This is a genomic window from Haladaptatus rarus (assembly GCF_054177585.1).
The window spans coordinates 1-24,975 of the sequence record NZ_JBPEHG010000030.1 but is presented as its reverse complement, the minus strand read 5'-3'; the positions used below and the strand labels follow the sequence as shown (position 1 = coordinate 24,975).

At 50.1% G+C, this 24,975-nt stretch carries 25 protein-coding genes and 1 pseudogene; 13 read left to right on the top strand and 13 right to left on the bottom strand.

Annotated elements, in window-relative coordinates:
* Positions 1-254, top strand: a 254-nt coding sequence (locus ACR3FE_RS27125; protein ID WP_458210972.1) for a hypothetical protein, incomplete at its 5' end; no start/stop codon positions are given.
* Between the two features lie 121 nt (positions 255-375).
* On the opposite strand, the gene ACR3FE_RS27120 is transcribed toward ACR3FE_RS27125, so the two are convergent.
* Together ACR3FE_RS27120 and ACR3FE_RS27115 are read right to left on the bottom strand one after the other, a co-directional pair.
* Entirely contained in the window at positions 376-3,192 is a 2,817-nt protein-coding gene (locus ACR3FE_RS27120; protein ID WP_458210969.1) for a tetratricopeptide repeat protein, read from the bottom strand.
* Positions 3,193-3,526: 334 nt separating this feature from the next.
* Positions 3,527-4,945, bottom strand: coding sequence for a hypothetical protein (locus ACR3FE_RS27115; RefSeq protein WP_458210968.1), 1,419 nt, complete (start codon positions 4,943-4,945; stop codon positions 3,527-3,529).
* 72 nt (positions 4,946-5,017) lie between these two features.
* Here ACR3FE_RS27115 and ACR3FE_RS27110 point away from each other — a divergent pair, with 72 nt between their 5' ends.
* Complete coding sequence (locus tag ACR3FE_RS27110; RefSeq protein WP_458210967.1) at positions 5,018-5,149, top strand: hypothetical protein; 132 nt, start codon at positions 5,018-5,020, stop codon at positions 5,147-5,149.
* Positions 5,150-5,203: 54 nt separating this feature from the next.
* Here the strand turns inward: ACR3FE_RS27110 and ACR3FE_RS27105 are convergent, their stop codons facing one another.
* Positions 5,204-5,713 carry a hypothetical protein gene (locus ACR3FE_RS27105; protein WP_458210966.1) on the bottom strand — a complete coding sequence of 170 codons (510 nt, stop codon included), beginning with the start codon at positions 5,711-5,713 and terminating at the stop codon, positions 5,204-5,206.
* Positions 5,714-5,826: 113 nt separating this feature from the next.
* Between ACR3FE_RS27105 and ACR3FE_RS27100 the strand changes: the two genes are divergently transcribed.
* The gene (locus ACR3FE_RS27100) at positions 5,827-7,179 is read left to right on the top strand and encodes a hypothetical protein (RefSeq protein WP_458210965.1); all 1,353 of its coding nucleotides are present in this window, start codon (positions 5,827-5,829) and stop codon (positions 7,177-7,179) included.
* Positions 7,180-7,451: 272 nt separating this feature from the next.
* Here the strand turns inward: ACR3FE_RS27100 and ACR3FE_RS27095 are convergent, their stop codons facing one another.
* The 6 genes and pseudogenes from ACR3FE_RS27095 to ACR3FE_RS27070 all read right to left on the bottom strand — a co-directional run bounded on the left by ACR3FE_RS27095 (position 7,452) and on the right by ACR3FE_RS27070 (position 14,644).
* Positions 7,452-7,838 carry a DUF8076 family protein gene (locus tag ACR3FE_RS27095; protein ID WP_458210964.1) on the bottom strand — a complete coding sequence of 129 codons (387 nt, stop codon included), beginning with the start codon at positions 7,836-7,838 and terminating at the stop codon, positions 7,452-7,454.
* Between the two features lie 2 nt (positions 7,839-7,840).
* Positions 7,841-10,090, bottom strand: coding sequence for a DNA methyltransferase (locus tag ACR3FE_RS27090; protein ID WP_458210971.1), 2,250 nt, complete (start codon positions 10,088-10,090; stop codon positions 7,841-7,843).
* A 231-nt stretch (positions 10,091-10,321) separates the two neighbouring features.
* A pseudogene (locus tag ACR3FE_RS27085) lies at positions 10,322-10,489 on the bottom strand (DUF1156 domain-containing protein); the annotation flags it as partial.
* 2 nt (positions 10,490-10,491) lie between these two features.
* Positions 10,492-11,430: a PglZ domain-containing protein gene (locus ACR3FE_RS27080; RefSeq protein ID WP_458210963.1), complete on the bottom strand. Its 939-nt coding sequence runs from the start codon at positions 11,428-11,430 to the stop codon at positions 10,492-10,494.
* Positions 11,423-14,239 (bottom strand): DUF499 domain-containing protein, encoded by a 2,817-nt coding sequence (locus ACR3FE_RS27075; protein ID WP_458210962.1) that lies wholly within the window; start codon positions 14,237-14,239, stop codon positions 11,423-11,425. The genes ACR3FE_RS27080 and ACR3FE_RS27075 overlap by 8 nt, the downstream gene beginning before the upstream one ends.
* A gap of 165 nt (positions 14,240-14,404) precedes the next feature.
* The gene (locus ACR3FE_RS27070; RefSeq protein WP_458210961.1) at positions 14,405-14,644 is read right to left on the bottom strand and encodes a hypothetical protein; all 240 of its coding nucleotides are present in this window, start codon (positions 14,642-14,644) and stop codon (positions 14,405-14,407) included.
* Positions 14,645-14,821: 177 nt separating this feature from the next.
* Here ACR3FE_RS27070 and ACR3FE_RS27065 point away from each other — a divergent pair, with 177 nt between their 5' ends.
* Positions 14,822-15,208 carry an SWIM zinc finger family protein gene (locus ACR3FE_RS27065; protein WP_458210960.1) on the top strand — a complete coding sequence of 129 codons (387 nt, stop codon included), beginning with the start codon at positions 14,822-14,824 and terminating at the stop codon, positions 15,206-15,208.
* 121 nt (positions 15,209-15,329) lie between these two features.
* On the opposite strand, the gene ACR3FE_RS27060 is transcribed toward ACR3FE_RS27065, so the two are convergent.
* Positions 15,330-16,286 carry an alpha/beta fold hydrolase gene (locus tag ACR3FE_RS27060; RefSeq protein ID WP_458210959.1) on the bottom strand — a complete coding sequence of 319 codons (957 nt, stop codon included), beginning with the start codon at positions 16,284-16,286 and terminating at the stop codon, positions 15,330-15,332.
* 1 nt (position 16,287) lies between these two features.
* A complete protein-coding gene (locus tag ACR3FE_RS27055) occupies positions 16,288-16,716 on the bottom strand; it encodes a hypothetical protein (RefSeq protein WP_458210958.1) in 429 nt (142 codons plus the stop codon).
* A 227-nt stretch (positions 16,717-16,943) separates the two neighbouring features.
* On the opposite strand from ACR3FE_RS27055, the gene ACR3FE_RS27050 reads away from it, so the two are divergent.
* The 7 genes from ACR3FE_RS27050 (at position 16,944) to ACR3FE_RS27020 (ending at position 21,415) form a co-directional block, all read left to right on the top strand.
* Positions 16,944-17,414 (top strand): SprT-like domain-containing protein, encoded by a 471-nt coding sequence (locus ACR3FE_RS27050; RefSeq protein ID WP_458210970.1) that lies wholly within the window; start codon positions 16,944-16,946, stop codon positions 17,412-17,414.
* A gap of 86 nt (positions 17,415-17,500) precedes the next feature.
* Positions 17,501-18,028: a DUF7342 family protein gene (locus ACR3FE_RS27045; protein ID WP_458210957.1), complete on the top strand. Its 528-nt coding sequence runs from the start codon at positions 17,501-17,503 to the stop codon at positions 18,026-18,028.
* Positions 18,029-18,031: 3 nt separating this feature from the next.
* Positions 18,032-18,460 carry a toxin-antitoxin system TumE family protein gene (locus ACR3FE_RS27040; protein WP_458210956.1) on the top strand — a complete coding sequence of 143 codons (429 nt, stop codon included), beginning with the start codon at positions 18,032-18,034 and terminating at the stop codon, positions 18,458-18,460.
* A gap of 409 nt (positions 18,461-18,869) precedes the next feature.
* A complete protein-coding gene (locus ACR3FE_RS27035) occupies positions 18,870-19,403 on the top strand; it encodes a DUF7437 domain-containing protein (RefSeq protein ID WP_458210955.1) in 534 nt (177 codons plus the stop codon).
* Positions 19,400-19,927: a PIN domain-containing protein gene (locus tag ACR3FE_RS27030; protein WP_458210954.1), complete on the top strand. Its 528-nt coding sequence runs from the start codon at positions 19,400-19,402 to the stop codon at positions 19,925-19,927. Before ACR3FE_RS27035 ends, ACR3FE_RS27030 begins: the two co-directional genes overlap by 4 nt.
* Complete coding sequence (locus tag ACR3FE_RS27025; RefSeq protein ID WP_458210953.1) at positions 19,920-20,246, top strand: hypothetical protein; 327 nt, start codon at positions 19,920-19,922, stop codon at positions 20,244-20,246. The genes ACR3FE_RS27030 and ACR3FE_RS27025 overlap by 8 nt, the downstream gene beginning before the upstream one ends.
* Positions 20,247-20,674: 428 nt before the next feature.
* The gene (locus tag ACR3FE_RS27020; protein ID WP_458210952.1) at positions 20,675-21,415 is read left to right on the top strand and encodes a mechanosensitive ion channel family protein; all 741 of its coding nucleotides are present in this window, start codon (positions 20,675-20,677) and stop codon (positions 21,413-21,415) included.
* A gap of 620 nt (positions 21,416-22,035) precedes the next feature.
* Here ACR3FE_RS27020 and ACR3FE_RS27015 read toward each other — a convergent pair.
* Positions 22,036-22,290 carry a DUF5789 family protein gene (locus ACR3FE_RS27015; protein ID WP_458210951.1) on the bottom strand — a complete coding sequence of 85 codons (255 nt, stop codon included), beginning with the start codon at positions 22,288-22,290 and terminating at the stop codon, positions 22,036-22,038.
* Positions 22,291-22,444: 154 nt separating this feature from the next.
* On the opposite strand from ACR3FE_RS27015, the gene sufB reads away from it, so the two are divergent.
* Positions 22,445-23,875 carry a Fe-S cluster assembly protein SufB gene (gene sufB / locus ACR3FE_RS27010; protein ID WP_458210950.1) on the top strand — a complete coding sequence of 477 codons (1,431 nt, stop codon included), beginning with the start codon at positions 22,445-22,447 and terminating at the stop codon, positions 23,873-23,875.
* A 16-nt stretch (positions 23,876-23,891) separates the two neighbouring features.
* On the opposite strand, the gene ACR3FE_RS27005 is transcribed toward sufB, so the two are convergent.
* Positions 23,892-24,122, bottom strand: a complete 231-nt coding sequence (locus ACR3FE_RS27005) for a ribbon-helix-helix domain-containing protein (RefSeq protein WP_458210949.1) — start codon at positions 24,120-24,122, stop codon at positions 23,892-23,894.
* Between the two features lie 117 nt (positions 24,123-24,239).
* Between ACR3FE_RS27005 and ACR3FE_RS27000 the strand changes: the two genes are divergently transcribed.
* Entirely contained in the window at positions 24,240-24,611 is a 372-nt protein-coding gene (locus tag ACR3FE_RS27000; RefSeq protein WP_458210948.1) for an SWIM zinc finger family protein, read from the top strand.
* Positions 24,612-24,975: the final 364 nt, after the last annotated feature.

The following is a 24,975-nucleotide window of genomic DNA, read 5'->3' as shown; positions in this document are numbered from 1 at the left end:
ACAGTATCTCCGCGCCTTTCAGCTACGCAGCGAACTCTTCAGAAAACCCGGTCGAGAAGCACTCAAACACGCTGTCAAAGCGACTCTCTGAAATCAACAATGTGCTACACATGAGCGTTTTCCAAATATGGCGACTTGATGATAGCCACGAAGTTGTAGCTCTCTTGTTCAAGGGAGACAATAAGGGGAAGGTCTGGCTGAGTCTGCGCCTATATGATATAAACACGAAAGTTCCCCATCTCCTGTTTATGTGAGGACGGTTATATTTGTCGCAAGAACATAGTGGGTTAGGAAATGATGGAAGAGGAATAGTTTGTCGCTATTATGATTATCCGGACCTCGGGATAAGCTAATAGGATGAACGAGCCATTTTGTTCAGTCCTTCTTCTTAAGGGTTTGGAATATTTCTGATTTTTGAAGTTGGCCATGATTTGATGCTAACTTTTCCCCAATCTCACACCACTCAATAGCTTTCTGGTTATTACCTGCTTCTTTATTAATGAGAACTATATTTTTAGCTGAATCGAGAGCCTTATCGATCGCGCCTATTTCTACAAATGCATCATACACTTCGGATAGCGTGTTTAAGCATGAATTTGGATTCCCTCTTTCATAATCTACCAGCCCTATATTTCCCTTTGTTGTTGCAACACCTTGGCTATTGTCAATATTATCGAATATCTTTAAGGCCTCTTTGTGACACTCTTCTGCTGATTTCAGTTCACCTTGTTGTTTAAGTGTCATACCAAGGTTATTTAGGGATTTTGCAATTCCGTTTTCCTCTCCGATCTCCCTCTCAATTTCAAGAGATTCTCTAAGATACTCTTCCGAATCTCCAAGATTACCCTGTTGCCGCTCGATTAGGCCCAAATTATCGAGAGTAGCAGGAAGCAGCGCCATATCGCCAACCTCTTTCTTTAGTTCTAAACTTTCCCCTAATAAAAACTCGGCATATTCTAAATTATTCTTTGATATTTCTATGGCGCCTAAATTATTGAGGCTCTCAGCTATTCCTATGTTGTCTTCCAATTCTTCTGATATCTCAAGACTTTCTTTATGATCCTCCCAACTATCACGGAGCTTACCCTGTTTTCGTTTCGCAGTACCAAGATTTTCTAACACGACAGATCTTTTCTTCATATTTTCTTCTACGCTATCTGATGAGGATGAAATTACCTGTAGGGCGTTTTCAAATTCAGTCTCAGCGGTCGGATATCTACTGCTGTATACCGCAGACAGCCCGGTTGAATTATACCAAAGGAATTTACCCCACCCCGAGGCAGAATTAGGTGTCGAAATATTTGAATTCAAAAATAGAGGGGCTAACTCTGGTCTTCTCGAAGCAATTTGACCGATACTTGTCAGAAATAAATCCACATATTCTTGTGGATGTGATTTTATTTCGGTTATCCACTGAAAATCCCCTACGATCCATTCTTTGATGTAGTCTGAAGAATCTGGATTATCGAAAAAGTCAAATAGCGTACTAATGCACTCCTCAAATGTTCTTATTGCTCGGATACCATATTGTTCGTAATAATAGGATAGATACAGGGTGGACCATCGCTCATGAAAAGTCCGATATCGACTATCATCTTCACTTTCAACAACTAACCATCCCTCGAAATAACCCAAAATTTCATCTATTTCCCAATGGCTTTCTGAATCATTCCCTAGTAGAAATATGAACTCCTTCGAAACTGGCAACCTTGACGCATTTAGTACATTAATCAATAAACTTACTTGGTGGCGGATTTTAATCTCTGTTCCGTGTATCTCATCGGCTTCTTCTAATCGTGTGAGTGATTGTTGTACATCAAATTCGAAAGCAGATATACCTCGGCTCGATGAAATATCGCCACTTATAGGCCCAGTCAACATATAGGCAAGAAGTAAAGGACCTCCATAATCTGCACTACGAACCTCTTCAAAAAGGATATCAGCCGACTGCTGTACGCTCTGACCAGTTACCTTTTCAAAATGGTCAATGATTCGACGGCACTCTTCGACATCTAAATCAGGTACTTCTACTGTTTCTAAACTGGCACGAAGATTTTCTAAGCCGGGTCCTGCAAGAGTATTATTCGATTCTTCCCACTGACTTTGGCGAGAATCCAACAAGAATGAAACCTCTTGTTCATTTTTAAATTCTTTAAGCAACTCAAATAGGACTGAAGCATCCTCATCTACTGCGTCTTCTACAACGATGAGGACATTTCCATCAGCCGCGGCTACTGCCTCGATTATTGTTCCAGGATTTTTTAACGGCGCTGCTGATCCACTTCTTCGATAAAATACATTACCTGGATTTAAATCATGCCACTCACACGCCACTTGCTTACAGATGGTACTCTTTCCAGATCCTGGGCTACCTAATAAGACTAAGCTGCCTCCGTTTTGTAAATAGTCTATTATCTCTTTTGTCACTCTTTTTCGACCCGCTGTTTGTCCTTCGGGTCGCTCACGTTCAAGAGCGTAACCAGATTCTACTTCTATTGGTTCGAAGCCTCTACGCCACGCAATTTCAGGGGATGAGGCCTTTTTCCGCCGAAAGTAAAGGGGGTCTAATCTATCAAATCCTTCATTCCTAATCTCTGCATCTCTTCTCTGGATAATTCTTGATTCGACGCGGAGAAGCCGGGTATCTATCTTATTTACCGCTTCATTAACTCGGATATGAGATTCGTTGACAAAAATCTGCTCAAGTTCTTCATCTTGTATCTGATTGAGGAAATGTGTCACTGAAGTCCTATATGCCCGAGCAACAGAGATTTCGATTTCCCCCCGCAGGTCAGAATTGTTATCTAAAGAGTATCCCGATCCCTTAATCACACCTTCTGTTATCCTAACTATTGCATCTTCTTTAGTGGCGAAAAGAGAGTCTATCGAATTAATTTCGCCAGTGATTTCATCCCAATTCTTTTCTACGTCAGAGGGGGTAATTTTGCCATCTTCAGACAACTTTTCTACGAGAGTATCTTTCAGAGAATTTTCAAATTCCTGTCCTAAACTTGCTATAGAGCCAGAAAAATCTTCTGTACGCAGTATCTCCTTATACTTACTTGCTGATTTTCTTCCGATATCGTACAACGCGTTACCAGCGATACCAGCCGCAATGCCTGCACTAATTGCTGCCATATATGTACTCACTGTAGCAACTGCTACTTCAAGAAAGCGTATAGTTTCAATCATTAATATATTAATAAATAAATCTAAATTTTTATATGCCGAATAAAGGCTCGAAGTATCAAGAATTACTTCTATATTCCTATACTAGTTCCTTCCTAAAAACTTATGTATCTGTGTATACTTTATCAGGATAATCAGCAGTCTTATTGGAGAGCTCGAACGGGTTTTACGGAGCGCCTTTGGTCTCGGGAATACGCTCACGACCACGTTGAAAGTCGCTATCCCGACTGGGGATTGTGGGCGTGATTGCTAGGTCTCTCGGGTTGTATTACGGGACTAGTTGCCCCTCCATCAACAGTTTTGCATCATATAAATATATGGTTTATATATGTTAGTATTACTGATCTCTAATTCCTCGTTTGCTCGGTAGAACCTTTGCTTTAAGTAGATCTTCTATCCCCTGATAAATAATCGAATTTGGTATCGCATCAATTGACCAGTGATCATGGTCAAACTGGTAATATCCTAAAATCTCACCGTAGGAGGTCAATTGCCATTCCTTCGGTTTTCCTTGAACAACGGGTAGTTGATCCCAAACCTCTCGATCAGGATATTGCTCATCCCCTGCCAGGTCACGAGCTATCCGAGTTACCAGGCTGGTTTTTTGGCTACGGCTGCCAATTTCTTTCGCTATTTCTGCTGAAGACCCACCGTTCTGTTCATATATTGTCTTGAAAACATCAATAGCTTCAACCCCTCGCCACCGGTGCGATTTTAGCTTGGAGCTATCTGATTCCAACCATAAATCTAAACCTACCCTCCCTGGGATTCGTCGAGTAGTGAAAATATTCAAAACCCGCTCATGAGATACAAACTCGTCAATATCGAATTCATCTACATTATACTTCTGTTGAAATGCAGTAGTCGCGCCAAACGTTCCAGGGATATCATCGGATTCTGTTTCAGCGTCCATTAGATGCCACATCGTTTTCTCTTCGATATCTCTAGAAGAATTCTTCATTTTCTCGTGCAGTTTTTCAGCGGTTAGAAGATCCCCTTCATCGCCTTTAGCTTCGTTTTCGTCTTTTTGTAGACTGTCTTCATCTCCTTGTCTTTCTTTTAACCGCTCTCTTAGAGATTGAGGAGAATCAATCAGTTCTTCTTCAGATAAAATTCTACGAATCACTCTTCGAACCTGATTACGGGTTTCCTCCCATTTTTGAGAATGCAGGTGTGCTTTCTCTCTTTGATCAGACATACTCATTCGCTGTTCTTCCATATTTACTGCAAGAGATTGAACTCGCTCCAAAATTTGTTCAGTTTCGACATCAATCCCGTGCTGATCAACGCGGCCCGCAATCAAGGTATCTATGTATACTCCCTTGACAAATCCAAAGATAACGTGGGCCAATAATTCTTCATACTCTACTTCTGATGGGAAACGTAAAACATCGTGAGCAAACCCTCCAATATATCGACCAATATCTTGAACCGGTGTTTGAGGTCGCACTTTTGTGGATAGTTGAAGTGGCCTTTTCTCTGGCGTTTCAATGTAATCCGGGGTCGTCTCTTGTAGAAGACCTTCCCAAAGCTGTCGCTTAATTTCGTCGTCCAGGTAATCAGACTTAGAAATCAGATCGGCATCGTCTACAAGTCGTGAAAACCGCTCTGGAAGGGCTATAGCTTTCGAGTTTGCTCGGTTTTGAAGACGTGACTTCCGATAACCTCCTACAGTTCCATTTGATAAATATTCTTTTTCAGCGGTCGAGAGAGCTAACGACTTCGGCCCACCACTCGAGCGATTTTCTTCGGACATTTATTTATACTCTTGTGAAGGTGCCTTCTCGGGATACATAAATTGTTCTCCGCACTCAAGTTATCTACAACGATGACCGAACCATTCACCCTGACGATTATGCTCGGTATCGCTGCTGTCTTCATGGTGGCAGTTGCGATTCTCATTGCCGTCGCTAACGCGAAGGATACAGTCAATATTGAGATTAATATTGGTCTTCTCTAACAGTACTCAGCAAATTCCAAATCGTTCGTCATTCTGTCCACTACAATTAAGCGTTCATGTCCTTTCTGAGGGTCCTTCGTCAGATTTCGGATGCCAAGTTGTTTCTGCCTCGTCTTCCCATTCCTCTCCAACGGGAAACATCAAGAATAGGCCCTGATTATAGTTATAGCGCTCATCGTATCCATCGTTCGTTAAGATTTCAAGTCGTAATTTATCACTATCGACATTTTGGGTATTAGATCCCTTCTTTACCTCAATTACTAGTAAATTTTTATCATGATTCCCTCGGCTATGGACGATAACATCTGGATAAATAGCGTCCTCTTCGTTGTCCTCGTCGGGTTCTGGGAGCAATTTTATGTCACCGTGTCCTTCCCGGTTATACTCACAATCTACGACGATATCGTTGTCGAGCCCTAGACGATCCAGTTCTGTCTGAAGATAATCAGCGAACTTGTGGACGATGGTACGTTCATGGACATCGTGTTCTAAAAGGAATGAATCGTGGTAGTAGAGCTTATCAAGTGCTTCAGCCACGAGATCTTTCGCAGTAGTTCGATCCATTTCCCATACCAATGTTTGGAGAATTAATGAATCTTCATAATAGAATCCTTTACGACCGGATTAAAAGATGGTCTAAGCTTATTATCAAGTAACTCCTAGTTATATCTCTAATCATGTCTAGTAACACAATTAGTGACATTCCGTCTCTACAGGAATTAAAAGAGGACATTCAGACATTTGATCAGTTTAAATCCCGATTCTCGAATATCGAACCACTCCTATTAATTCTGAACATTAATACTCAAAATATCGAGAATGCCTTCCAAGAATTTGAGGACATAAAGAAGAATGGAGAGATAATATTGGGTCTCCCTGACAAATTCAATTATTATTTCGTAGAGTATGGGTGGGTCTGTTACGACCGAATAAATGCAGAAGTAGCAAAATCGGCTATTGAATTAGCTGAAAGCGGGGATTTAGAAGCAGCTGAAAAGGAGTTGGCCAATTACTACGATGATGAAACAATTCGGCACCAGATAACCTGGCTAAAAGAGATTGACCCATTTCTTGAGAAGAAAGATCCATTCGATCACGATGGAGGCGAAGTCGAATATCGAGAAACACAGTCGAGATTAGATCTCACGTTGAAGGCACTAGAGGACTATAACGAAGAACGCTATCACGCTTGCATTCCAGTAGTTCTAGCGCTATTGGATGGATTAGCTCAACAAGTCTATGTGGATGTTTACGGTGAAAGTCGAAGCCTCACTGCTGAAGAAGCCAATCACGAAGCTTGGGATTCAATCGCCGGGCACAGCACCGGATTGGAGCAATTAAAGAACGAGATTCTAAAAAAAGGTCGGCAGAAAACTCGGACGGAGGAAATCGAACTCCCATATCGGAATGGGATCATGCACGGAATGGACATAAACTACGACAACAAACTAGTTGCAGCTAAGACGTGGAACCTGCTTTTTGCGGTTGGAGAATGGGCACGAAAAGCAAGACAAGACGAACCCACCGTTGCTGAAAAGGATTCAGACCCAACGTTAGAAGAAGCTCTTGAGCCTAACGAGGAAAAACAAAAAGCCGAGAAACGTATGGACGAGTGGGGGCCGAGGATAATTGGTATTGGTCAGGACATCCCCGTAGACGGAGATCCGGAGGAATATGATAAAGGTACTCCAGAACGTGCTCTCGTTGAGCTGCTATCTAAGTGGAAAGTGGAGAACTACGGACATATGGCGAATTATTTCCGTGGAAGTGATGGTGGAGCTGAGGATCCCCGGCTTGTGTCGTATCAATTCGATAACATTAGACTGGAATCATTCAACTTAATAGATGTTATCGACGACGCCCCCGCTGCTACGGACATTACTGTCGAGATCCACATCGAACGATTCGGAAACGAAGAGACGGAGGAGAAAGAGGTCCGATTAGTTCGACAAGCCGACGATGGTTCACCAAAGATTTGGGGTGAAGGAGGAGGTGAGTGGGCGATACCTATGATGGAAGATCTTCTCTAAGAACTTCAAACGAAGCTCTACGACTGTTATCAGGTATAGCAGACACTCAATGGGCAGCGAGCAAAGAACGGAGGGATACGTTCTTCAGCCAAAGGCTGATGTACACAACGAGTGCCAAGATAACCGGAAGCACTATGCCGGTGTTTTGGAGGACGAGCGTTAGAAGTCCAGCTTTGATAACTTCCTTCATGATGTGACAAACTGCTTTTAGAACGCGATTATTTGGCTCGCTTAGTCCAATCCCTCCCGAGGATTCAAACCCCGAAAGTACCTTACTTCCGAGCGACTGCGTGAGTTCCACTCATCGGTTGGGGTTCCTCAACGAACATCTGGCCGATATCGAGATAAACTCCATCCCCACTCCGTTCGATTCGGACGCGGAACTCTAGATCGTCGACGAACCGACCATCGAGGATAAATTGCACAGCATCCATCGGCCCGAACGACCGGCTCTTTCGAAGCGTTTGCCGAAGGTCGCTGAGAATCAACTCCCGTTCGTCTTCGGCAGCATCGTATAGCAGGTCGTCGAGTCCAGTAACCGAGACTGGTGTCTCCACGTTCTCGTCGGCAGCGACCCGCCTGAAAAACTCCAACGCTGCCAGCTCGTTCTCGGTCTCAGCCACCGATTCCGTCACGAGGTTGTATCCTGGGTGAAGCATGGTTAGAATTGGCTGAGGTTCATCTCCATCACGTGTTCGTAGCGCTCGTCCCCGGTCACCTCGGACATGAACTCGGCGAGTTCCTGCCGGTCGTCACTCTTCCAGTCCTTGAGGTACTCCATCGTGTTCTGGTCGGTCTTGTACAGATAATAGAGGTACTGCACCTTGTCGATGTCCAGTAGGGCCTCACTATCTTTTCCGCTCTTGCTGAGCTTCCGTTCGATGAAGTGAATTCGCTCGTCGGCGGCGATGGGTTCCTTCTTGTCGCGTGGCCCCTTCACGAGTTTTTCGTCTTCGAGGTCATTGACGTTGAGATTCTTCCCGAGCAGGGTCTTGTTCAGGTCGTCGAAGGACTCATCCCCTCGCTGGCAGAAGGCGGCGTATGCCTGCGTGAGTGAGTCGATGCTCGACGGGAGGTTCACAGATCCTTCGAGAACTTGCTCGATGACGGAGTCGACCGTATCGAGGGCCTCATTGATGCCGACCTCCTCATCGTCGGAGTAAACGTTGGGATAGTGCTTCGAGTAGTAGTACATACATTTGCCACGGAGGATAACACCAAGGTCGGCCTTTGCCAGGTCATCGTGCCGTTCGCGTTCCTCTGCAGCGAGGTCTTGTAGCTCGAAGAAGAGGTTCTTCCGAAGGCCGCTTAGTGTGAGCTCTTCGTCAACGCGCTCCTTGTTGGCGTAGATGAGGATGTCGTACTCCGCATTGTCGAGTTCGGAGATGTGTGGGTTGTTTGGCATCTCCGATTGAACCGGATACGCGCCAGTGATAGTGAATCCACTTCGGACAAGTGCTTCCAGTATCACCGACCACGCTTCGTTCTCGTTGTGGTGGTAGGTGAACACCATCTCGCCGTCGTCTTTCAGAACGCGGTTGCACTCCGAGAAGACATTCGCTAGCGATTCGACGAAAAACTCTTCGTCCTTGTTCGCACTGTTATTGGCGACAATTTCTCTCGCCTTCGGCACAAGTTCGGGCCTGAACTCGTCGTAATCATCTTTGAGGGACTCTCGGAGCCAGACGTAGAAGTAGTCGGAGAGTTCCGAGTACTGGACGTTGTCGTAGTATGGTGGGTCTGTGATGACCAAGTCAACGGACTTGTCGTCCTCATCCATCCGTTCCGAGGTCTTACAGTTCAGCCCCGATACTCTGTCTTCAGAAATCGACTCGCGCTCAATATAGAACTGCTCCACATCTCCTTTCTTCCTGTTCTTTACCTTCTCAAAGGGACGCTCACAGTATTCTTTGGCGTCGTAAACCTTGTCGAAGAAATTTTTCAGAGAGGAGATATTCCCCGCGATATTGAGTGGATTAGGCTCAACCGGCTGTACCTTGGGACTGTACGCATGGCGCTCGAATACACTGATTCCCTTAGAATTACCAGGATGCCAGCGGCAGAGTTTTGAATTGTACTCCAGAGACGCAGATATTGTCGTCACCAACAGTTCAGAGATGTTGGTTGCGTCAGCGTCTGTGAACTTTTGGTCTTTTACTTCAAGCGCCTTCTCGAACAGCAGACCGAAGGTGAGCAGATGGCGTTTCGTAAACAATTCATTGAAACGCTCATAGTTGTAATTCAGCAGGGCGTCAGTCTTGTCCCCACTTGGTATCTTCTGCTCTGGAATCGGTAGTCCAGAATGTTTCTCAGCCAGATGCTCTTCTGCATTCTTGACGCGTTTAGCGTCCTCTTCCCCGAATCCTTTGATTCGCTTGTTGCCGCGAGGGGTTGCGTATTGAAGCGCAAAGCGTTCAAATGTTGGCTTCTCATCAAGCCGTTGTAGTGTTTCCTTGACATCGTGTTTGTGTCCGTTTGTACAGGTATACTTTCCGTAACCGTACGTTCCATCGTTCGGGTCAAACTCATGACCGCAATTCGGACACACTTCGTTTCCGTCTTCAGAGATGATGACCGTCTCGCCGTTATCCATCGTGACATTTGTTCCCTCATCCAGGCCCTTGCTTCGGTTTTTAAGTTCGATGATACGGTCGTCGCAGTTCTGATTCGGGCAGAAGAGCGCTCCTGCCCGTGTCTTCATAGTCTTTGCTAGCTGGTACTTGGGAAAGAGTTGTACCTCTTCCTCGCAGGTTAGGCAGGGAATCCGCTGTGACTGGAAATAGTAGAGAACTTCACATTCCTGCTCTGTCTCCGGGTCGACGGTAGTATAGTACTCTCCGAGTTCCTCGCGTGTTTCTCCGAGAATTCGGTCGAACTCCTGTTTGAGGACATCAAGGTTCACGTCGTCCATCGACTTCTTCTCAGTCCACCACGCAACGGGGTTGAGTTCGTACCCGATAACGTCTGCACCGAGTCGATTGAGTTCGACCAGCGTCGTCCCACCACCACCGAAAGGGTCAAGGACGGTCACGTCGCGATCAATATGCTCGTCGTTCGGATTGATTCGCTCGTCGTACGAGTCGATGTAGAGACCGTCGTGACTCCCGCTATTCCGCTCAGTTAGGATATCGTCCTTGGTGATAGTGTCGTCGGTCAGCGCCGCGAGACCCAAACACCGGAATGTTGAGCCGGGCCGGCGTGCCCACCACTTGTGAAGCGAGTATATCGGTCGGTAGACATCGCGTCGATACGTTTCTTTCTCGGCCAACTTGTCCATCAAGCTGAGAGGGAGTTTGTCCCAAGTTTCCATTTTCAGTTACCTCTAGTTGCGTTGGTGTTGATATGCAGTACCGGGGTCATACACTCGGGGAGACTGAACCCGCCGTGCATGATTTTCTTCGTCGCGCCTCGCTTCGTCCATTTGTAGTGACCGCGTAGAACGTAGTGGTCATCTACCCTGTGAATAATGTTCGCACGTTCGAGCAGTTGGAACGCTTGGCTGTTCGAGATATCGGTGAAGCGGCTACTGAACTTGCCCTTCAGCGATTCCTCCAACTTGTCGGAGAGCGTGTACGGAGAGGTTCCGAGGTGGTTCACATACCCGTGGTCGCTCGTTACGAGGAACTCAGTGTGGACGCTCTCATGGACGATGTCCTCCAGAAGGCCCTTAGCGTCCTCGTAGATGTCTTCAACCTCCTCAGTCGAATAGTTCCCCTGGAGCGCCGCTTCGAGGCGTTTGTCGGGGTGTCGTGTCCAAACGTACTCCGGCGACGTATCGGGTAACTGTGGTACATCGAGATCGCCGATGTAGCGGTAGTCGTCGCGGTTGACCGCCGACGGACTGTGCGCGTCGAACCATTCTCGGCAGATGAACTGCGTCTCACTCGGGAGGCGTTCGATAGGTGCCCACGTGAGCGACACGTCCCAGCCGTGTTCCTCCGCGAGTTCCTGTTCGAGACGGAATCCTTCGCGGAGGCTGAGCGCGTCCATAATGATACCACAACCGTCTTCGAGCGACGTGATTGGGTGGTCACCCATCTGCTCGGCTAGCTCGTCGTAGAGTGGTGGGTACAGCTTGGCGAGTTCGCGTTCAAGGAGTCGAGTCTGATACTCTGACCCTCCGAGTTCGCGCTCACCAAGTGCATCCTCTGTACCCCAGATTCGGCGGAGGCACTCGAAGACGCCATCAAAGATGTTCTCCTCAGTCAGGAGCGCGTCGAATTCCGTCCGTCCGTAGAGTCCGTTACTCACCTTTGTTCACCTTCAGTTTAACCGAGAGCGAAGCGTGTTCTGGAACGTTCAAGTCCATCACGAGACCGAGGAACGACTGCTTGTTCATCGGGTCATCGGGTGTGATGGTGAACGTCTCTTCGAGCGAGACGCACTGGTCGAGGGCACTCGCGCTGATACCGTATTCCGAGAGTTCGTCGGCGGTCAACGTTCCATCCACGGTAACCTCTGCTTCGTGGATGACCCATTCCAACCCGAGTTCGCGTTCCAGCGTGTCAATGACGTCTGGCTTGTTGTCGGCATCAATCGTCCCCATAATCGGGTGCGGACGGATCTTCGGCCCGCTCTCTTCCTCGATACCGAACACATTGAGCATTTCCTCCGCATCGAGCCCTTCAACGGAGATCTTGCCTTCTCGAACGTCGCTCGCGCTGAACTCGAAGCCACACTCACTACATTCCGAACCTTCCAACTCGGCGCCGCACTGCGGACAGTCGAATGCGGTCGGACTCTTGTCCAGAGTGCGGGCCCCGGTCTCAGTCGTCGACCCCGTTGCCCCGGTACCACCGTTACTGGCTTTCGAGGGTTTTGGCGATGGACTGGTCGACGACGAACCGGACATGTCGATGGTGATGGTCGACTCGTCCTCGTCGTCTTCCTCTTCTTCAATGTACTGCTCGTGGACGAGACTTGTGTCGCTCCCGAGACTCCTGACGCGTTCCTCGAAATAGTTCCCAACCTCGATGACGCCATCACGGCAGAGCGAGTCGATGGCGTCTTCGAGGTCGTCTTCACTGGTTAGCGTTGTGAACTTCGGATTGCGGTAGAAGTCGTTCTTGAGGTGTTCGTACTGGATTCCCTTCGCTCCAGCCCCCTTAACAATGTTCTTAACTTCCGAACGAAGTTGACTGCTGTCTGGTTCGACAACTTTAACGGTCGCTGCGTAGAAATCGAGGTTCCCACTGGTAGGGAGTTCTTGGGGGAACAGACCGCGCTCTGTCGACGTGTGGACTGTGCCGTACTTGTCGCGCACGCGGTCTCGAAGACTCTGGTAGTTCTGGTCGTGAATTTCGTCGAACCCTTCTGGGAGAACGTCTTCTTCACGCTTGAGCTGTTCTCCAGCGATGACTTTCCGGGCGAGTTCGATGATTCCCGTATTCGTATCGACGCTCGACCGCTTCTCGGGTGTGACGAGGACGAGTGTGTTGTTGTACTCCCTGCTCTGCCCTGTTGTGAGTTCCTCGAAGTCTTCGTCGTAACTCCGCTTCGCGCCAAGCGAGACGACAACCTTCAGTGCCTTGTTGTCGGGAATGTTCTGTTTGGTGTTGACCGGGTCGATGATGTGGACGTTGTTATGGCCGCCAAAGAGATCCTCGCGGATGAGCGACTCGACGCGATGAATCGCGTCGTGCTTGTGAATATCCTGCGCCTTTTTCTCGATTCGTGCCGCCGGGTTCTCGTCGACGTCGAAGGCATACTCGCCATTGATGCGGTGAATGTGCCACGCGTGACCGTAGACCTCCTCAGTAAACACCTGAATGATTCGGTGGGCGTTGACCCCTTTCCGCATTATGCCCATCAACATCTGACGCTTGTTCGCTCCCTCCTCTCCAGCGCGGGCAAGACTGTGGAGTAGAACAATGTTGAGAAGTTCTTCATGGAATTCCTCAAACGTCTCGTCGGGCTTCTGGAGCCGATGGTAGTCGCTGACGTATTTCCCGACCAACTCGCCGTCAATATATTGGAAGCGGTCGGTGTAGGAGAACACGTCCACGTCTCCAGAGAGGATGAAGTCTACCTCTGAGAAGTTATCTCGGAGAATCTCGGTGAGGAAGCGAAGCAGACCGCGTGCGTCCGAACTGATGCGCTGTTCGGAGTACTTCTCCATCAGGAGGTTCAGCAAGAGCGGGTGGAACGGGTAGTACCGCTCGATTCGCTCCTGCATGTCGTGGTAGTCGTCGAGTTGTATCTGGTCGTTCTGCCGATAGACGTCGGTGTATTCTTTCGCTAGAGCGGCGACGCCGTTTGCGTCGTCGACAGATCTGATGAGTCGGTGGAGGATAAAGTCGATTTTCTCGTCACGCCGGGACGAGAGGTCGTGAGTAAATGGGTTCGTCCGCTGAGTAATCGCTTGCACCTCCTCGTCGTTGTAGAGTAGTGAGACGAAAACACTCAGAGGGGTATCGTCACGGCCAGCCGCTTCGAGCAAATTCTGTAGGAACGCAAGATTGTCGTCTTGGTACTCGGCGCGGTTGGCCATGCCGAACCACCGCTCAAGCTCGTCGATGAGGATGAGTGTTGGCTTGTCTTCAAGTGTGTCCCTGATCTCGTGAACCTGTGGCAGGTCGGTACCTTCGGCCCACTGATCGATACCGAGGTAATCGCCAACAGCCTCGGACAAGCGGTTGTAGTTCTTGTCCAAGTTGAACATCTGGAGCGCCGCTGTCCGCGTCTCGTTCGGGAGCTCCACGTCGATACCACGTTGGTCAAGCCAACGTTGTCCGAGGTCGGGAGAGTTGAACAGATGATATACGACGAGTTCGATGTGACTTTTCCCACTTCCGTACCCACCACCGACAATCTGACTGCCCTCCGAGAAGTCAACGTCTCCGTCGAGCTTGCGAGCGGTATTCTTTATGATGGATGTGAGTGTCTCGGTTGGGTATGTGATTTCGAGGATTCGCTCTGCGTCCTGTTCGGGCGAATCACGCTTGTCATAGAGGTTGTAGAGCGAAACCTCGTCGAGTAAGCCAGCTGGGTCTATGGTTCCATCAGACGCTTGAATCTCCTTGCTCGGGGAGACATAGTCCGCGATGACGTTCTCAGCCATCAATTCCCTCCGTAGAGTAGATTCTGAAGGTTGAACGCATATTCCAATCCATTCCACTATACTGGCATATGTTTTGTGATGTTAGTATTTCAAAAGTAATTGAGATTCTAGCTTATCAATTCAATCCTCCACCAGATAGCGATCACTCATACCAACGAATGACCGCTATTCCGGTCGTATCCAGATCACCCGACGAGCTTCGGGCTTCTTCTTCCGAATCTCGTTGTCCTCATGCAGTCGAGTGAGAACGTTATACGCCGACCGTCGCGACCATCCAAGCTCGTCCGCGATCTCGCTCGTCATGTAGGGTTCGAGCGGCTGCATGACCTCTAAGACAGCCTCTTCAGTGTGTTCTTGGACATATTCCCCGCTCTCATTGCGCGGCCTCTCATCGTCTTCTGTCATACTCACTCTTTCATTTCCGCATGACATAAGCTTATTCCTTATAAGGAATACGGTGGTTTTATTACCTATGCCGTATAAGGAATAAGTAGGAAGAACGGTGCCCTCGGGCGTGTGTAGAAACGCGCCGGGTGCTTGCAACACCCGGCACCGGTCTTCCAAAACCTACGTGGAAAGACCATGTCAACGAAATCGCCTAGTGAACTTGAAGCTGACGAGACGGCACAGAAACGCGCACAGTGGGAACAGTTTTCCTTCGACGTCGATGCCCCCGGACTCATCGACGTCACCAACGAGAGCCACGAAAATCCCGCAGCACACCAGTACACCGTCTCCATCGACGACGTGACTGAGGAACTAATGGCATGCACCTGCCCGCATCACGTTCACCGCAACGCCTTCTGCAAACACATGGCCGCCGTCGAAAACGCAACTGACGACGGGACGCTCGATGCGTTCCCGTCCGGGAACGACGATGCCGAACACGAAGACTGTGACTGTGATGGCCTCGGTGGTTTCCCATGCTGGCCATGCGTGCGAACGGGACGGAAGGAATTGCCGAACTAACCACTGCTTCAGTCTTTTTATCCATGGCACGCCAATTGACGTTCTCTGATATCGCCAACCAGCGAACGCTCACCGAGTATATGAGAGATGAAAAATTGAACAAAATACATATAGGAGGTATTTACTCTAAGGACTGTTCACGTGCTGGTGCCGGTGGTTGGAGTTCAAGACCGACGTCGTCTGGCGTAATCGTGTCTGGAAGTTTGGTCTCACGCTCACCGGTGATATGGTCGAGAATTTCTTTGAGATAGGCATTAAACAGCACGGGATGTTCACTCATTGGGAAATGGCCGACCTTCGCCATTTCCATCGCAATCGCTCCGTCCCCTACGCCATCCGCTGTTTCTCTCCCATCGTCCGGAGTCGTGAGATAGTCGTATTCACCGTTGACTATGTAGAGTGGACACTCCTCGGCGTTTACTTGATCGAGTTTGTCGCGGTAGTCGTGGTCGACCGAGTAATAATACAGATCACCTTTGAACACACCGTTTGCGCCCTGTTCGTAGAGATACATTGTCTCTCGTTTCTGCTGTTCAGGACTTTGTGGTGCCATTAAACCCCAGCACGAATAGGCATTGACCTCCGTCGTGTTAACCGCTGAATGGTCGAGCCAGTCGATATAGAATCCCGGGCTATATGCACCACATTCTAACCCGATCAACGCACGGAAACGGTCAGGATACCAATCTGCCAATTCTAGTGTGATGTTGCCGCCCATCGACGACCCCATATAGATTGGATCCTCCAACTCGAGAGCGTCGGCAAGCGCGACGAGCGTTTCAGTGAACTGCTCAGCAGTCAACGTGTAATCGTCTTCCCACCATGATTGTGATGCCGGTGGAACTGATTTGCCATGATATGGAAGGTCGTGAGCGATTACGCGGAATTGATCGGTAATCTCGTCATCCGTCAGTAGATGTCGCCACTCCTGGCAATTGTTCCCTGCTGTATGCTGGCAGAGTAGTGGAATTCCGTCTTCCGGCCCGTTTTCCTCGTAATAGATTCGGTGATCGACACCTCCGATCTCGGTGTGTACGTACTTTCCTGTGATTGGTTCAGTCGTTTCTGTATCTGTCATATTAGCTCCCCCCATTATTGTTTGCGACGCGCAGTAAATCGAGTGTGCGCTGGAACGCGCGCAGGTTCTGGAAAATTTTCTTATTGTTGCCTGTTAATTGGAGATGACCGTCCTCATTGCGGACAGCTGTCCGGTAGTGCGACGCAATGATTTCGTGATTGAACGCGGGCGGCATCTCTTGAATGAATTCTTCCCATGTCTCTCGATCTCCCTCAACGCCGAATGCCCATTGGTCGTTCAACGTCGGATTCGGCTTGATCTGGGTAATCGTGCCGTTATCCATTTCGATAAGGAATCGGTCATCCCCGATTTCGAGGTAGAAGTTATCGTCGAACTTGTCGTGGCCGCGTACAGCCATTTCTGGATCGCTATTGACGGTTTCCTTATAGTTTTCCCACCATTCGTGACTCCCGAATTCTATTTCTGGCATCAAATCCCCCTATTAGACACCAATACTCTCGCCCATAAATGTAGCTAATTATACATTACGGAGGATGGTAGTTGCAACTCATACCTTGAGACAATTTTATTATGTATGGCTCTTAGGCTAGAAACTAATATATAAAACATCTTATATTTCCAATCAGTGTGCGCTTCTGAATTGTCGAAATTCCTCTGTGTGGCAATTATGTAGACATGTTATTGGAGTGGATGTAGCTGCCAGATTGCGCGCAATGCCACGCAACGAACGTCGCCGCCGAGCACTTCTCTGACCTGCCGGTCGAAACGATCAATTGGGAGGTTTCACACCGAGCGCAGCGACAGGCAGGGGTCACCAAGTACGACCCTGCAACAGAGGCAATCACGATTGCGCTGACCTGGACGGCTTACGAACACCACGGGTGGGAACAATTCAGTTCCACCGTCCGGCACGAACTCATTCACGCCTGGCAGTATTACGAGTTCGGCGACGCGGATCACGGTTCGACGTTCACCCGGTGGACGGACGCCCTTGATACTTCGCAACACTGCGAACGCTTCACCACGCCAAAGTGGTGGCTCATCTGCGAGGACTGTGACGGTCGGATTGCCCGCTATCGACGCTCGAAAACAGTGCGCAACCCGGAACAGTACTGCTGTGGTGAGTGCGGCGGTGCAATTCGCATCGAAGAGGGCGACGGCCAGTAACATCGCGAGAATCGATAACCCACATTCACTACTCAATATTTTAAGCGCAAGCAAGATATATGCTGTAGTAGCACAAAGAATAGGATATGACCTCAGACGATACCCCACCTACGCCGCCAAGTCTCGCCGAGGAATGGACCGAAACGTGGGAAAACGAATCGACACGAGATCGGGTGTACACCACTGCCCTGCAGTTGTATGAGCCAACACGAGTTGCTGCGATTGCCGAGAGAGCAGATGTCTCGAAGGAAACCGCTCGAGACTACCTGCAGTGGTTCACGGAAATCGGGATGCTGATACAGACCAACGAGACGCCGGATGAATTCGTCCGCGACGAGGATTACTTCCGATGGCGGCGGATTCATCGGTTAGGCGGACTCCCGATGGAGGAACTCGAACAACGATTGAAAACGGAGATCGAAAAAGAGCGGCGCTACCGCGAAAAATACGATGCCGAGAGCCCCGACCACGTGGATGCACTTGATCATGCAAACTATGCTGATGTCGAGGATGTCTGGTCGGAGTTGCAAGAGTGGAAAACCGTTCGACGGCGAATCGAAGAACTCGAACAAGCACGACAGAACCACGACAACACCACACAAGCGTCCGCCTAATCGATGAGTGACGATACCGAGAAAATACTCGATGAGACACTGTTACGTCACATTGCTCGTCGATTGGGTACGCTCTCACTCGTTGAATCTGTCTCTGTCTTTCCGCATGAGCGTCCGGAATCGGTCGTAGCGTGGTTCGATCTCCAGTACTTTCCTGACACAATTCAACAAGTTGTATTCGAGATCCGTGTCTACACGAACGGTGATTTCAATATCACCTATCGTGAGGAGAGAGGTGGAACAGCGTGGATGTGTCGGTGGGATCGGCACGACAATCCACATAATTCCCGAGGCCACTTCCATCAACCACCGAAGGCACGTACAGAAGATGCTGTTGATCGAGACTTCCCAGCCGATTTTGTCGCCGTAATGGACTATGTTCTTGAGCGATTAGATGATCGGGTGGGTGAAGTCTGGAACGACCACGAATGAGGGGTTCTCCAGTAGACCAATCCTTCAATATCATGCCCCCGGATTCGTTGTAGTCATCAACGAGAACCAAAAGAACGTCGAAACCACCAGTACACCGACTCTATCAACGAGTTCGACCGTCCGCAACCCAGAACAGTACTGCCGTAGTGAGTGCGGCGGAAGAATTTGCGTCGAGGAGGGTGACGGCCACTAACCAATTCTAGTTTAAGTAGTTCTCGCGATAACGAGTAGATACGAGGAAGATTTTCGCGGGCCATCGATTTCTCCACGAGTCCTTGCTATCGCTCCAACTTCACGTATTGATCCCACGTAGGTTAGTATTTTATACTAACTCTCCGTAACACCAGTTCTACTGTAAGACACTCCAAGCAGAAGAGCTATTACGAATTATGCATAATTCATAACCACGATGGCACAGTCTGCTGCCTCCACCGATTCGATACCAATTGCGCAACTCCAAACAGTCGTCGAACTACTGGAGAACCCAACACTAGCGCGGATTTACACCTATGCACTCCGTTCTGACGGCGCTACTGTCGCGGACTTCGTCACTGAACTGGACGTTCCACAGGGGACCGCCTACGACTACGTCCGAACACTCGAAGCTGCAGGACTACTGACGAAACAAGAAGACAACCGCCCTTACGAATTCGAAGCCGAACCGCTCTCGCTCACACTGACGACAAACGGCGAGACGCGAACCATCACGGACGAACTCGTGGATGCTGCAGCACGCCGCACAGAAAACGAGGATATCGACGTCTACATTGACCGGCATGGCATCGATGGCCTCGCAACTGCCCTAGAGTACGCTCGTGAGTTCGTGGATGGCACCGTCAATCACCGAATCTTGGCTCGCGAACAAGATCTTTCGCCACTCGAAGCCGAGATCATCTTGCAGACCCTCGAACCGGTCATCCGTGCCCACTCCGACGACGAATGACGACGTACATCGCAGACACGGGTGTCTTCGTTCGGTGTGGTGGCCCAGACAACCAGAAGTACCAACGCCTTCGCCGCGCTGGCCGACAAGCTGATGTCTCGCTGCTCGTCCCTCGTCGGGTCTACGAAGAACTCAGTGGCGATCCCGACGACGAAGCGTATCCATCGAGCAACAGTCGTTGGCAAGAGGGAGTAGACGAAGGGTGGATAGAAATTGCCGATGAACTGGACGACACAAATTCTCGAGTTTCGCGAGTGATGGATGCAGCTCGACGATTTATCGCGAACGACACGGATCGACCTGAGGATACAATCGAAAAGACGGATACTGCACTTATCGGACTCGCAGCACAACTCTTCGACACCGACAAAGCAGATTCCATCGTCTTGCTGACCACGGACAAACCAGCAGGACGGGCTGCAGAATCACTGCTTCCCAGCCATGGATTCACAAACGACATTGAATATCGGTATGTCAGTGTCGAATTCCTCGAAAGGATTACCACAGCCGAGTTTGATGACTAAGGAACAAACTTTCCTTACAGAATCGTTTGAGACGGCACAGAACCGCGCACAGGCCGAACAATTCGCCTACGACGTTGATGCCCCCGGACTCATCGAAGTCACTAACCAGAGCCACGAAACCCCCGCAGCACACCAGTACGTGGTTTCCATCGACTACGGGACGCTCGATGCGTTCCCCTCCGAGGACAACGAAGACGATGCCGAAGACTGTGATTGTGACGGCCTGAATGGCTTCCCGTGCTGGTCATGCGTGAAGACGGGCCGCAAAGAGCTGCCGAACGAACCCCGCTTCAGTTTTTCACTCAGATCACACCGTTGAGCGTGTGAATACAGTGACCGTCGACTCCTTGCTAAAGCAGTATTCGTCGTAACAGGTAGTCTCCTATTCGTCGCCACAACCTTGGGCGCCACATCGGTCATGCTGTCTGTGCTTCGAGGGAACTACAGACGCGACGAAACTTGACACTAATTCTTTGATTAAGGGTAATGGTTCGTATCCCAACGCGGAAACAGGGCAGTAGTCTCTGGAATAGTTGACTTTTCTGGCCACTCTAATCCTGGTGTCCAATGTCTGTTGTTTACTACAAATCTGAACTCTCTACTCTTTCTCCGATAATATCGGCCGTGAAACGACTGCAGGTCCATTCATCGTTACTCATTTCCCGCCCCGAGTTAGGCAGCCAACAACAAACCGACTACAATCCAATTCTTCGGTGAACCACGTGATTGCGTGGAGGAAAACAAACAATGACACACAACGACATCATCACTAGCTCGGTCTTACAAATCGGTGGACTTCCGGGATGGCTTCAAGACCCTATCTCGGGCTTTATCGCATTGCTTCCGCGTCTCGTCGGGGCGCTCATCATCCTACTCATCGGTTGGATTATTGGCCGTGCCGTCGCGGCGGTCGTCCGCAGAATCGCGGATCGAATCGAACTCGATAGAATGGTTCTTGATACGCCGCTCGGGCAGATGTTCGGTGGAACGGAAAGTGCAGTGTCGGGCGCGTTCGGTAAACTCGCGGCGTGGTTCGTCTACGCACTGGCGATCCTCGCCGCAGCAAACGTGCTCGCGATTGCGACGCTTTCGACGTGGGTTGCCACCGCAGTATCGTACCTTCCGGCACTGATTGCCGGCCTGCTGGTCATCGTCTTGGGATTCGTCGTGGCTGATTTCATCGGTGACGCGATCATGCGAACTCGAGCGGCAACGCACACCGCGTACACCAACTGGTTCGCCACGGGGACGCGACTGTTCCTGTACTTCACCGCCATCGTCATCGGTCTTGACACAATGGGTATCGACGTGAGTATTCTCTACCTGTTCGCTCGTGCCCTTGCATGGGGACTCGCAGCCGCTATCGCCATCGGCGCAGGTGTGGCGTTCGGCTGGGGTGGTCGAGACTACGTTGCCGAACACATCGACGGGTGGATGAGCAGCGCACAACAGGGAACCCCGAGTCCACAACCGAGCGACGATGACTGAAAAAAGCCGTCTGCTGACGGCTTTCCGTGGCTTTGGAACTATTCACGGAACTCCTTGCAGGAGCACGGCTCCCTGTGGAATCTCTCAATAGCCGCGCCGTTCCCCACCGGCGTCGAGATGTCGGTTAGCTGGACGGCCGAGATTAACAGATCCAAATCGATAGACTTTCCGAGCAAGCGATCGTGGTAAAACATTATAACAGAAAACTGCTATCCAACTACAGATGCAGTTTGACCTCCTCCACGCCGTAAACAACGTGGAATCCCACCATGGGATATCGGCCAGCAGCCTTCGAGGTTTCAACCCACACTTTCACAGGAACCAGCAGCATACTGGAGAAACCTCTCGGTTTAACTCCCGTGATAGGGCTGTGGCCCGGTCAAACAGGCCCCATCTCCGACCGAGTCATCGGCATACGTGTGTTCTCTGGTATGACTCTCTCCGCCGGAGTAGCACCTTAAAACATGGAGTACAGACGCTTAGACGTACCGGGAACGGATATCCGGCCTGTCCACCGGCGGCGGTGAATCGGCCCGGCCTATCGTTCGACCCGCGCCTGAAGACGCGGGCATGCACTAAAAACTATTATCAAAACAGACAACGCTGCGAGACCGGTTTTTCTATTTTTCTCGGTTTAGCTGATTTAGTACATCGTTTCGGACTTCATCTGCAGAGTTGTACGTTTTCTCGTCGGCTGAACCAAGCACTTCTTCGATGGATTGTGTGCCGTCGACTGATTCGACCTCATAGTCGCCAAATGCGGAAACTAACTCATCTCCTGTTAGTGGATAGTCCTGTTTTTCGAGGGCCTGATCGAATTCACCGAGTTCGCCACTTTCTGCTCGGTCTTCAACCGAAGGTCGATCATCACTCATAAGAACGTAGTTGATCGCGAACCAGAATAAAATATTGGCTAATTGATCAAATGAAGACAGAAAGGAACGGATCCTCGGTGATCCCAACTTACACTCGCTGTCCATCGTTAACCTACCCACCAGCCTCATCAGTCTAGAGCACTCACTTTTAAATATGAGTTCAGATCAGGATCACCTGCGCAACACAGATACAGAAGAGCGATTCGGGTTCAAGAAAGAACAGCAGGCCGCAGTCACATCCGGCAAGGGGCTGACTGAAGAAGTCGTCCGCCTCATCAGCGAGGACAAGGACGAACCCGAATGGATGCTCCAGCGGCGTCTCCGCGCACTGGAACACTACCAGAACATGCCCCTGCCGACGGACTGGCCCGGTCAGCCAGACCTCACAGAACTTGATGTCGAAGAGATTATTCCCTATATTCGCCCAGACGTCGACAAGCGTGAAGGGGCGGACAGCTGGGACGACCTCCCGGACGATATTAAGGACACCTTTGAGAAACTCGGTATTCCAGAGGCCGAACGCAACGCGCTCTCCGGCGTCGGTGCCCAGTACGAGTCCGAGGTCGTCTACCAGAACATGCAGGAGCAGTGGGAGGAGAAGGGCGTCATCTTCTGCAACATGGACGAAGCAGTCCAGGAGCACGAAGACCTCGTCCGGGAGTACTTCATGACAAAGTGCGTGCCCCCGAGCGACAACAAGTTCGCGGCGCTTCACGGTGCGGTCTGGTCCGGCGGGTCGTTCGTTTACGTCCCCGAGGGCGTGACAGTGCAGATGCCGGTGCAAGCGTACTTCCGCATGAACTCCGAGGGGATGGGGCAGTTCGAGCACACGCTCATCATCGCGGAAGAGGGCAGCGAAGTCCACTATATTGAGGGCTGTTCCGCTCCGAAGTACGGTAGCCACAATCTCCATTCCGGTGGCGTCGAAGTGTTCGTCGATGAGGACGCTCACGTGCAGTACTCGACCGTACAGAACTGGTCGAAGAACACATACAACCTCAACACCAAGCGTGCCATCGTCGAAGCCGGGGGCCGCATGGAATGGGTCTCTGGCAGCATGGGATCGAAGGCAACGATGCTCTATCCGTGTTCCATCCTCAAGGGCCGCGGTGCCTCCGCGAATCAGATTTCCATCGCATTCGCGGGCGAGGGTCAGAATATCGACACCGGCGCGAAGGTCTACCACAACGCGCCGAACACCAACTCGACTATCGAGTCGAAATCTATCAGCAAGGACGGCGGTCGCACGAACTACCGCGGTCTCGTCCACATCAGCGAAGGTGCTGTGGACTCGTCAACGTCGGTCGAGTGTGACGCGCTGATGTTCGACAACGAGTCCACGTCGGACACCATGCCGTACATGGAAATCAATGAGAGTCGCGTCAATGTCGCCCACGAGGCGACCGTTGGGAAGATCGGCGACGAGGACGTTTTCTACCTCCAGAGTCGTGGCCTTGACGACGACGACGCGAAGCAGATGATCGTGAGCGGGTTCATCGAACCCATCACCGAGGAACTCCCCATCGAATACGCGGTCGAACTCAACCGCCTCATCGAACTCGAAATGGAAGGCAGTCTTGGCTGATCTGTTGAGATAAAGATTAGAGCGGATCGTTGTATTGGTCGGCTGGATCTTGTTGCTCATCGACAGCATCTGTAAACAGATGTCCATCCAACTCCGCTTCGGATTCATCGCCAGTCTCTTGGGCCGATAACCCCAATGTGAGAAGCTCTTCGATCGCTTGTTCTCGATTCAGAAAATCACCTTGTTCGACAAGGCGATCAATATCACTCTCGATACGGTCAGGCAAGGCTACCTCGAGCGAGACCATGGATATAATCATGTTCTGGAGACAGATTAACTCTCGGGCTACTTTCTCGATGCGTAATAACGCTATTCCTCGGTTCTTGCTGTTTTCTACTCTTCCCTAAGAACACTCCCGAAATCCATGAGTACAAAACAATCCGCGCCCCGTGACACTGCCGAGACGGCACCAAAACGCGCCCAGTGGGAACAATTCTTCTTCAACGTCGAAGTCACCAACGAGAGCCACGAGAATCTTGCAGACCACCAGTACACCGTGTCCATCGACGACGTAACCGAGGAACTGATGGCCTGCACGTGTTCACACCACGCCCACCGGAACGCATTCTGTAAACACATGGCCGCCGTCGAAAACGCGACTGAAGACGGGACGCTCGATGCGTTCCCATCCGAAGACAAAGCCGATGCCGAACCCGATAACTGCGACTGCGAGGGTCTCGAGGATTTCCCGTGCTGGCCATGCGTGAAAACTGGTCGTAAGGAACTGCCGGAGTAACCCTGTTCAAACTCTCTTTTCGAAGACACGTTAACAAACGCTTTCGCAAATCGCTGACCAGTACACGCTCACGGAGTGCATCGATAACGTGGATGCGAAGAGTTGCGACCGTATCGCACCAGCGACACCGCTGGTCTTCCCGTCTAGGTGCGCGTACGTATTATAGAATTAAAGAATTCATGGCTATTACAAATATCAGGCCGATTCATTCGCTGAACGAGTGAGACGGCTCAATTTGGCATATAGGGCTCTGGTGAATCGCCATACAGCGCTTGATTTCACCGTATCACGGCTCGCTTGATGTTGTAAACGACACATTTCACGACGAGTTCACGAAATTCTCGGTACCAGGTGCGAGCACGCA

Coding starts and splice junctions, on each gene's coding strand:
- ACR3FE_RS27120 (WP_458210969.1), bottom strand. CDS start 3,192: ATGATTGAAACTATACGCTTTCTTGAAGTAGCAGTTGCTACAGTGAGT.
- ACR3FE_RS27115 (WP_458210968.1), bottom strand. CDS start 4,945: ATGTCCGAAGAAAATCGCTCGAGTGGTGGGCCGAAGTCGTTAGCTCTC.
- ACR3FE_RS27110 (WP_458210967.1), top strand. CDS start 5,018: ATGACCGAACCATTCACCCTGACGATTATGCTCGGTATCGCTGCTGTC.
- ACR3FE_RS27105 (WP_458210966.1), bottom strand. CDS start 5,713: ATGGATCGAACTACTGCGAAAGATCTCGTGGCTGAAGCACTTGATAAG.
- ACR3FE_RS27100 (WP_458210965.1), top strand. CDS start 5,827: ATGTCTAGTAACACAATTAGTGACATTCCGTCTCTACAGGAATTAAAA.
- ACR3FE_RS27095 (WP_458210964.1), bottom strand. CDS start 7,838: ATGCTTCACCCAGGATACAACCTCGTGACGGAATCGGTGGCTGAGACC.
- ACR3FE_RS27090 (WP_458210971.1), bottom strand. CDS start 10,090: ATGGACGACGTGAACCTTGATGTCCTCAAACAGGAGTTCGACCGAATT.
- ACR3FE_RS27075 (WP_458210962.1), bottom strand. CDS start 14,239: ATGGCTGAGAACGTCATCGCGGACTATGTCTCCCCGAGCAAGGAGATT.
- ACR3FE_RS27070 (WP_458210961.1), bottom strand. CDS start 14,644: ATGACAGAAGACGATGAGAGGCCGCGCAATGAGAGCGGGGAATATGTC.
- ACR3FE_RS27065 (WP_458210960.1), top strand. CDS start 14,822: ATGTCAACGAAATCGCCTAGTGAACTTGAAGCTGACGAGACGGCACAG.
- ACR3FE_RS27060 (WP_458210959.1), bottom strand. CDS start 16,286: ATGACAGATACAGAAACGACTGAACCAATCACAGGAAAGTACGTACAC.
- ACR3FE_RS27055 (WP_458210958.1), bottom strand. CDS start 16,716: ATGCCAGAAATAGAATTCGGGAGTCACGAATGGTGGGAAAACTATAAG.
- ACR3FE_RS27045 (WP_458210957.1), top strand. CDS start 17,501: ATGACCTCAGACGATACCCCACCTACGCCGCCAAGTCTCGCCGAGGAA.
- ACR3FE_RS27040 (WP_458210956.1), top strand. CDS start 18,032: ATGAGTGACGATACCGAGAAAATACTCGATGAGACACTGTTACGTCAC.
- ACR3FE_RS27035 (WP_458210955.1), top strand. CDS start 18,870: ATGGCACAGTCTGCTGCCTCCACCGATTCGATACCAATTGCGCAACTC.
- ACR3FE_RS27030 (WP_458210954.1), top strand. CDS start 19,400: ATGACGACGTACATCGCAGACACGGGTGTCTTCGTTCGGTGTGGTGGC.
- ACR3FE_RS27025 (WP_458210953.1), top strand. CDS start 19,920: ATGACTAAGGAACAAACTTTCCTTACAGAATCGTTTGAGACGGCACAG.
- ACR3FE_RS27020 (WP_458210952.1), top strand. CDS start 20,675: ATGACACACAACGACATCATCACTAGCTCGGTCTTACAAATCGGTGGA.
- ACR3FE_RS27015 (WP_458210951.1), bottom strand. CDS start 22,290: ATGAGTGATGATCGACCTTCGGTTGAAGACCGAGCAGAAAGTGGCGAA.
- sufB (WP_458210950.1), top strand. CDS start 22,445: ATGAGTTCAGATCAGGATCACCTGCGCAACACAGATACAGAAGAGCGA.
- ACR3FE_RS27005 (WP_458210949.1), bottom strand. CDS start 24,122: ATGGTCTCGCTCGAGGTAGCCTTGCCTGACCGTATCGAGAGTGATATT.
- ACR3FE_RS27000 (WP_458210948.1), top strand. CDS start 24,240: ATGAGTACAAAACAATCCGCGCCCCGTGACACTGCCGAGACGGCACCA.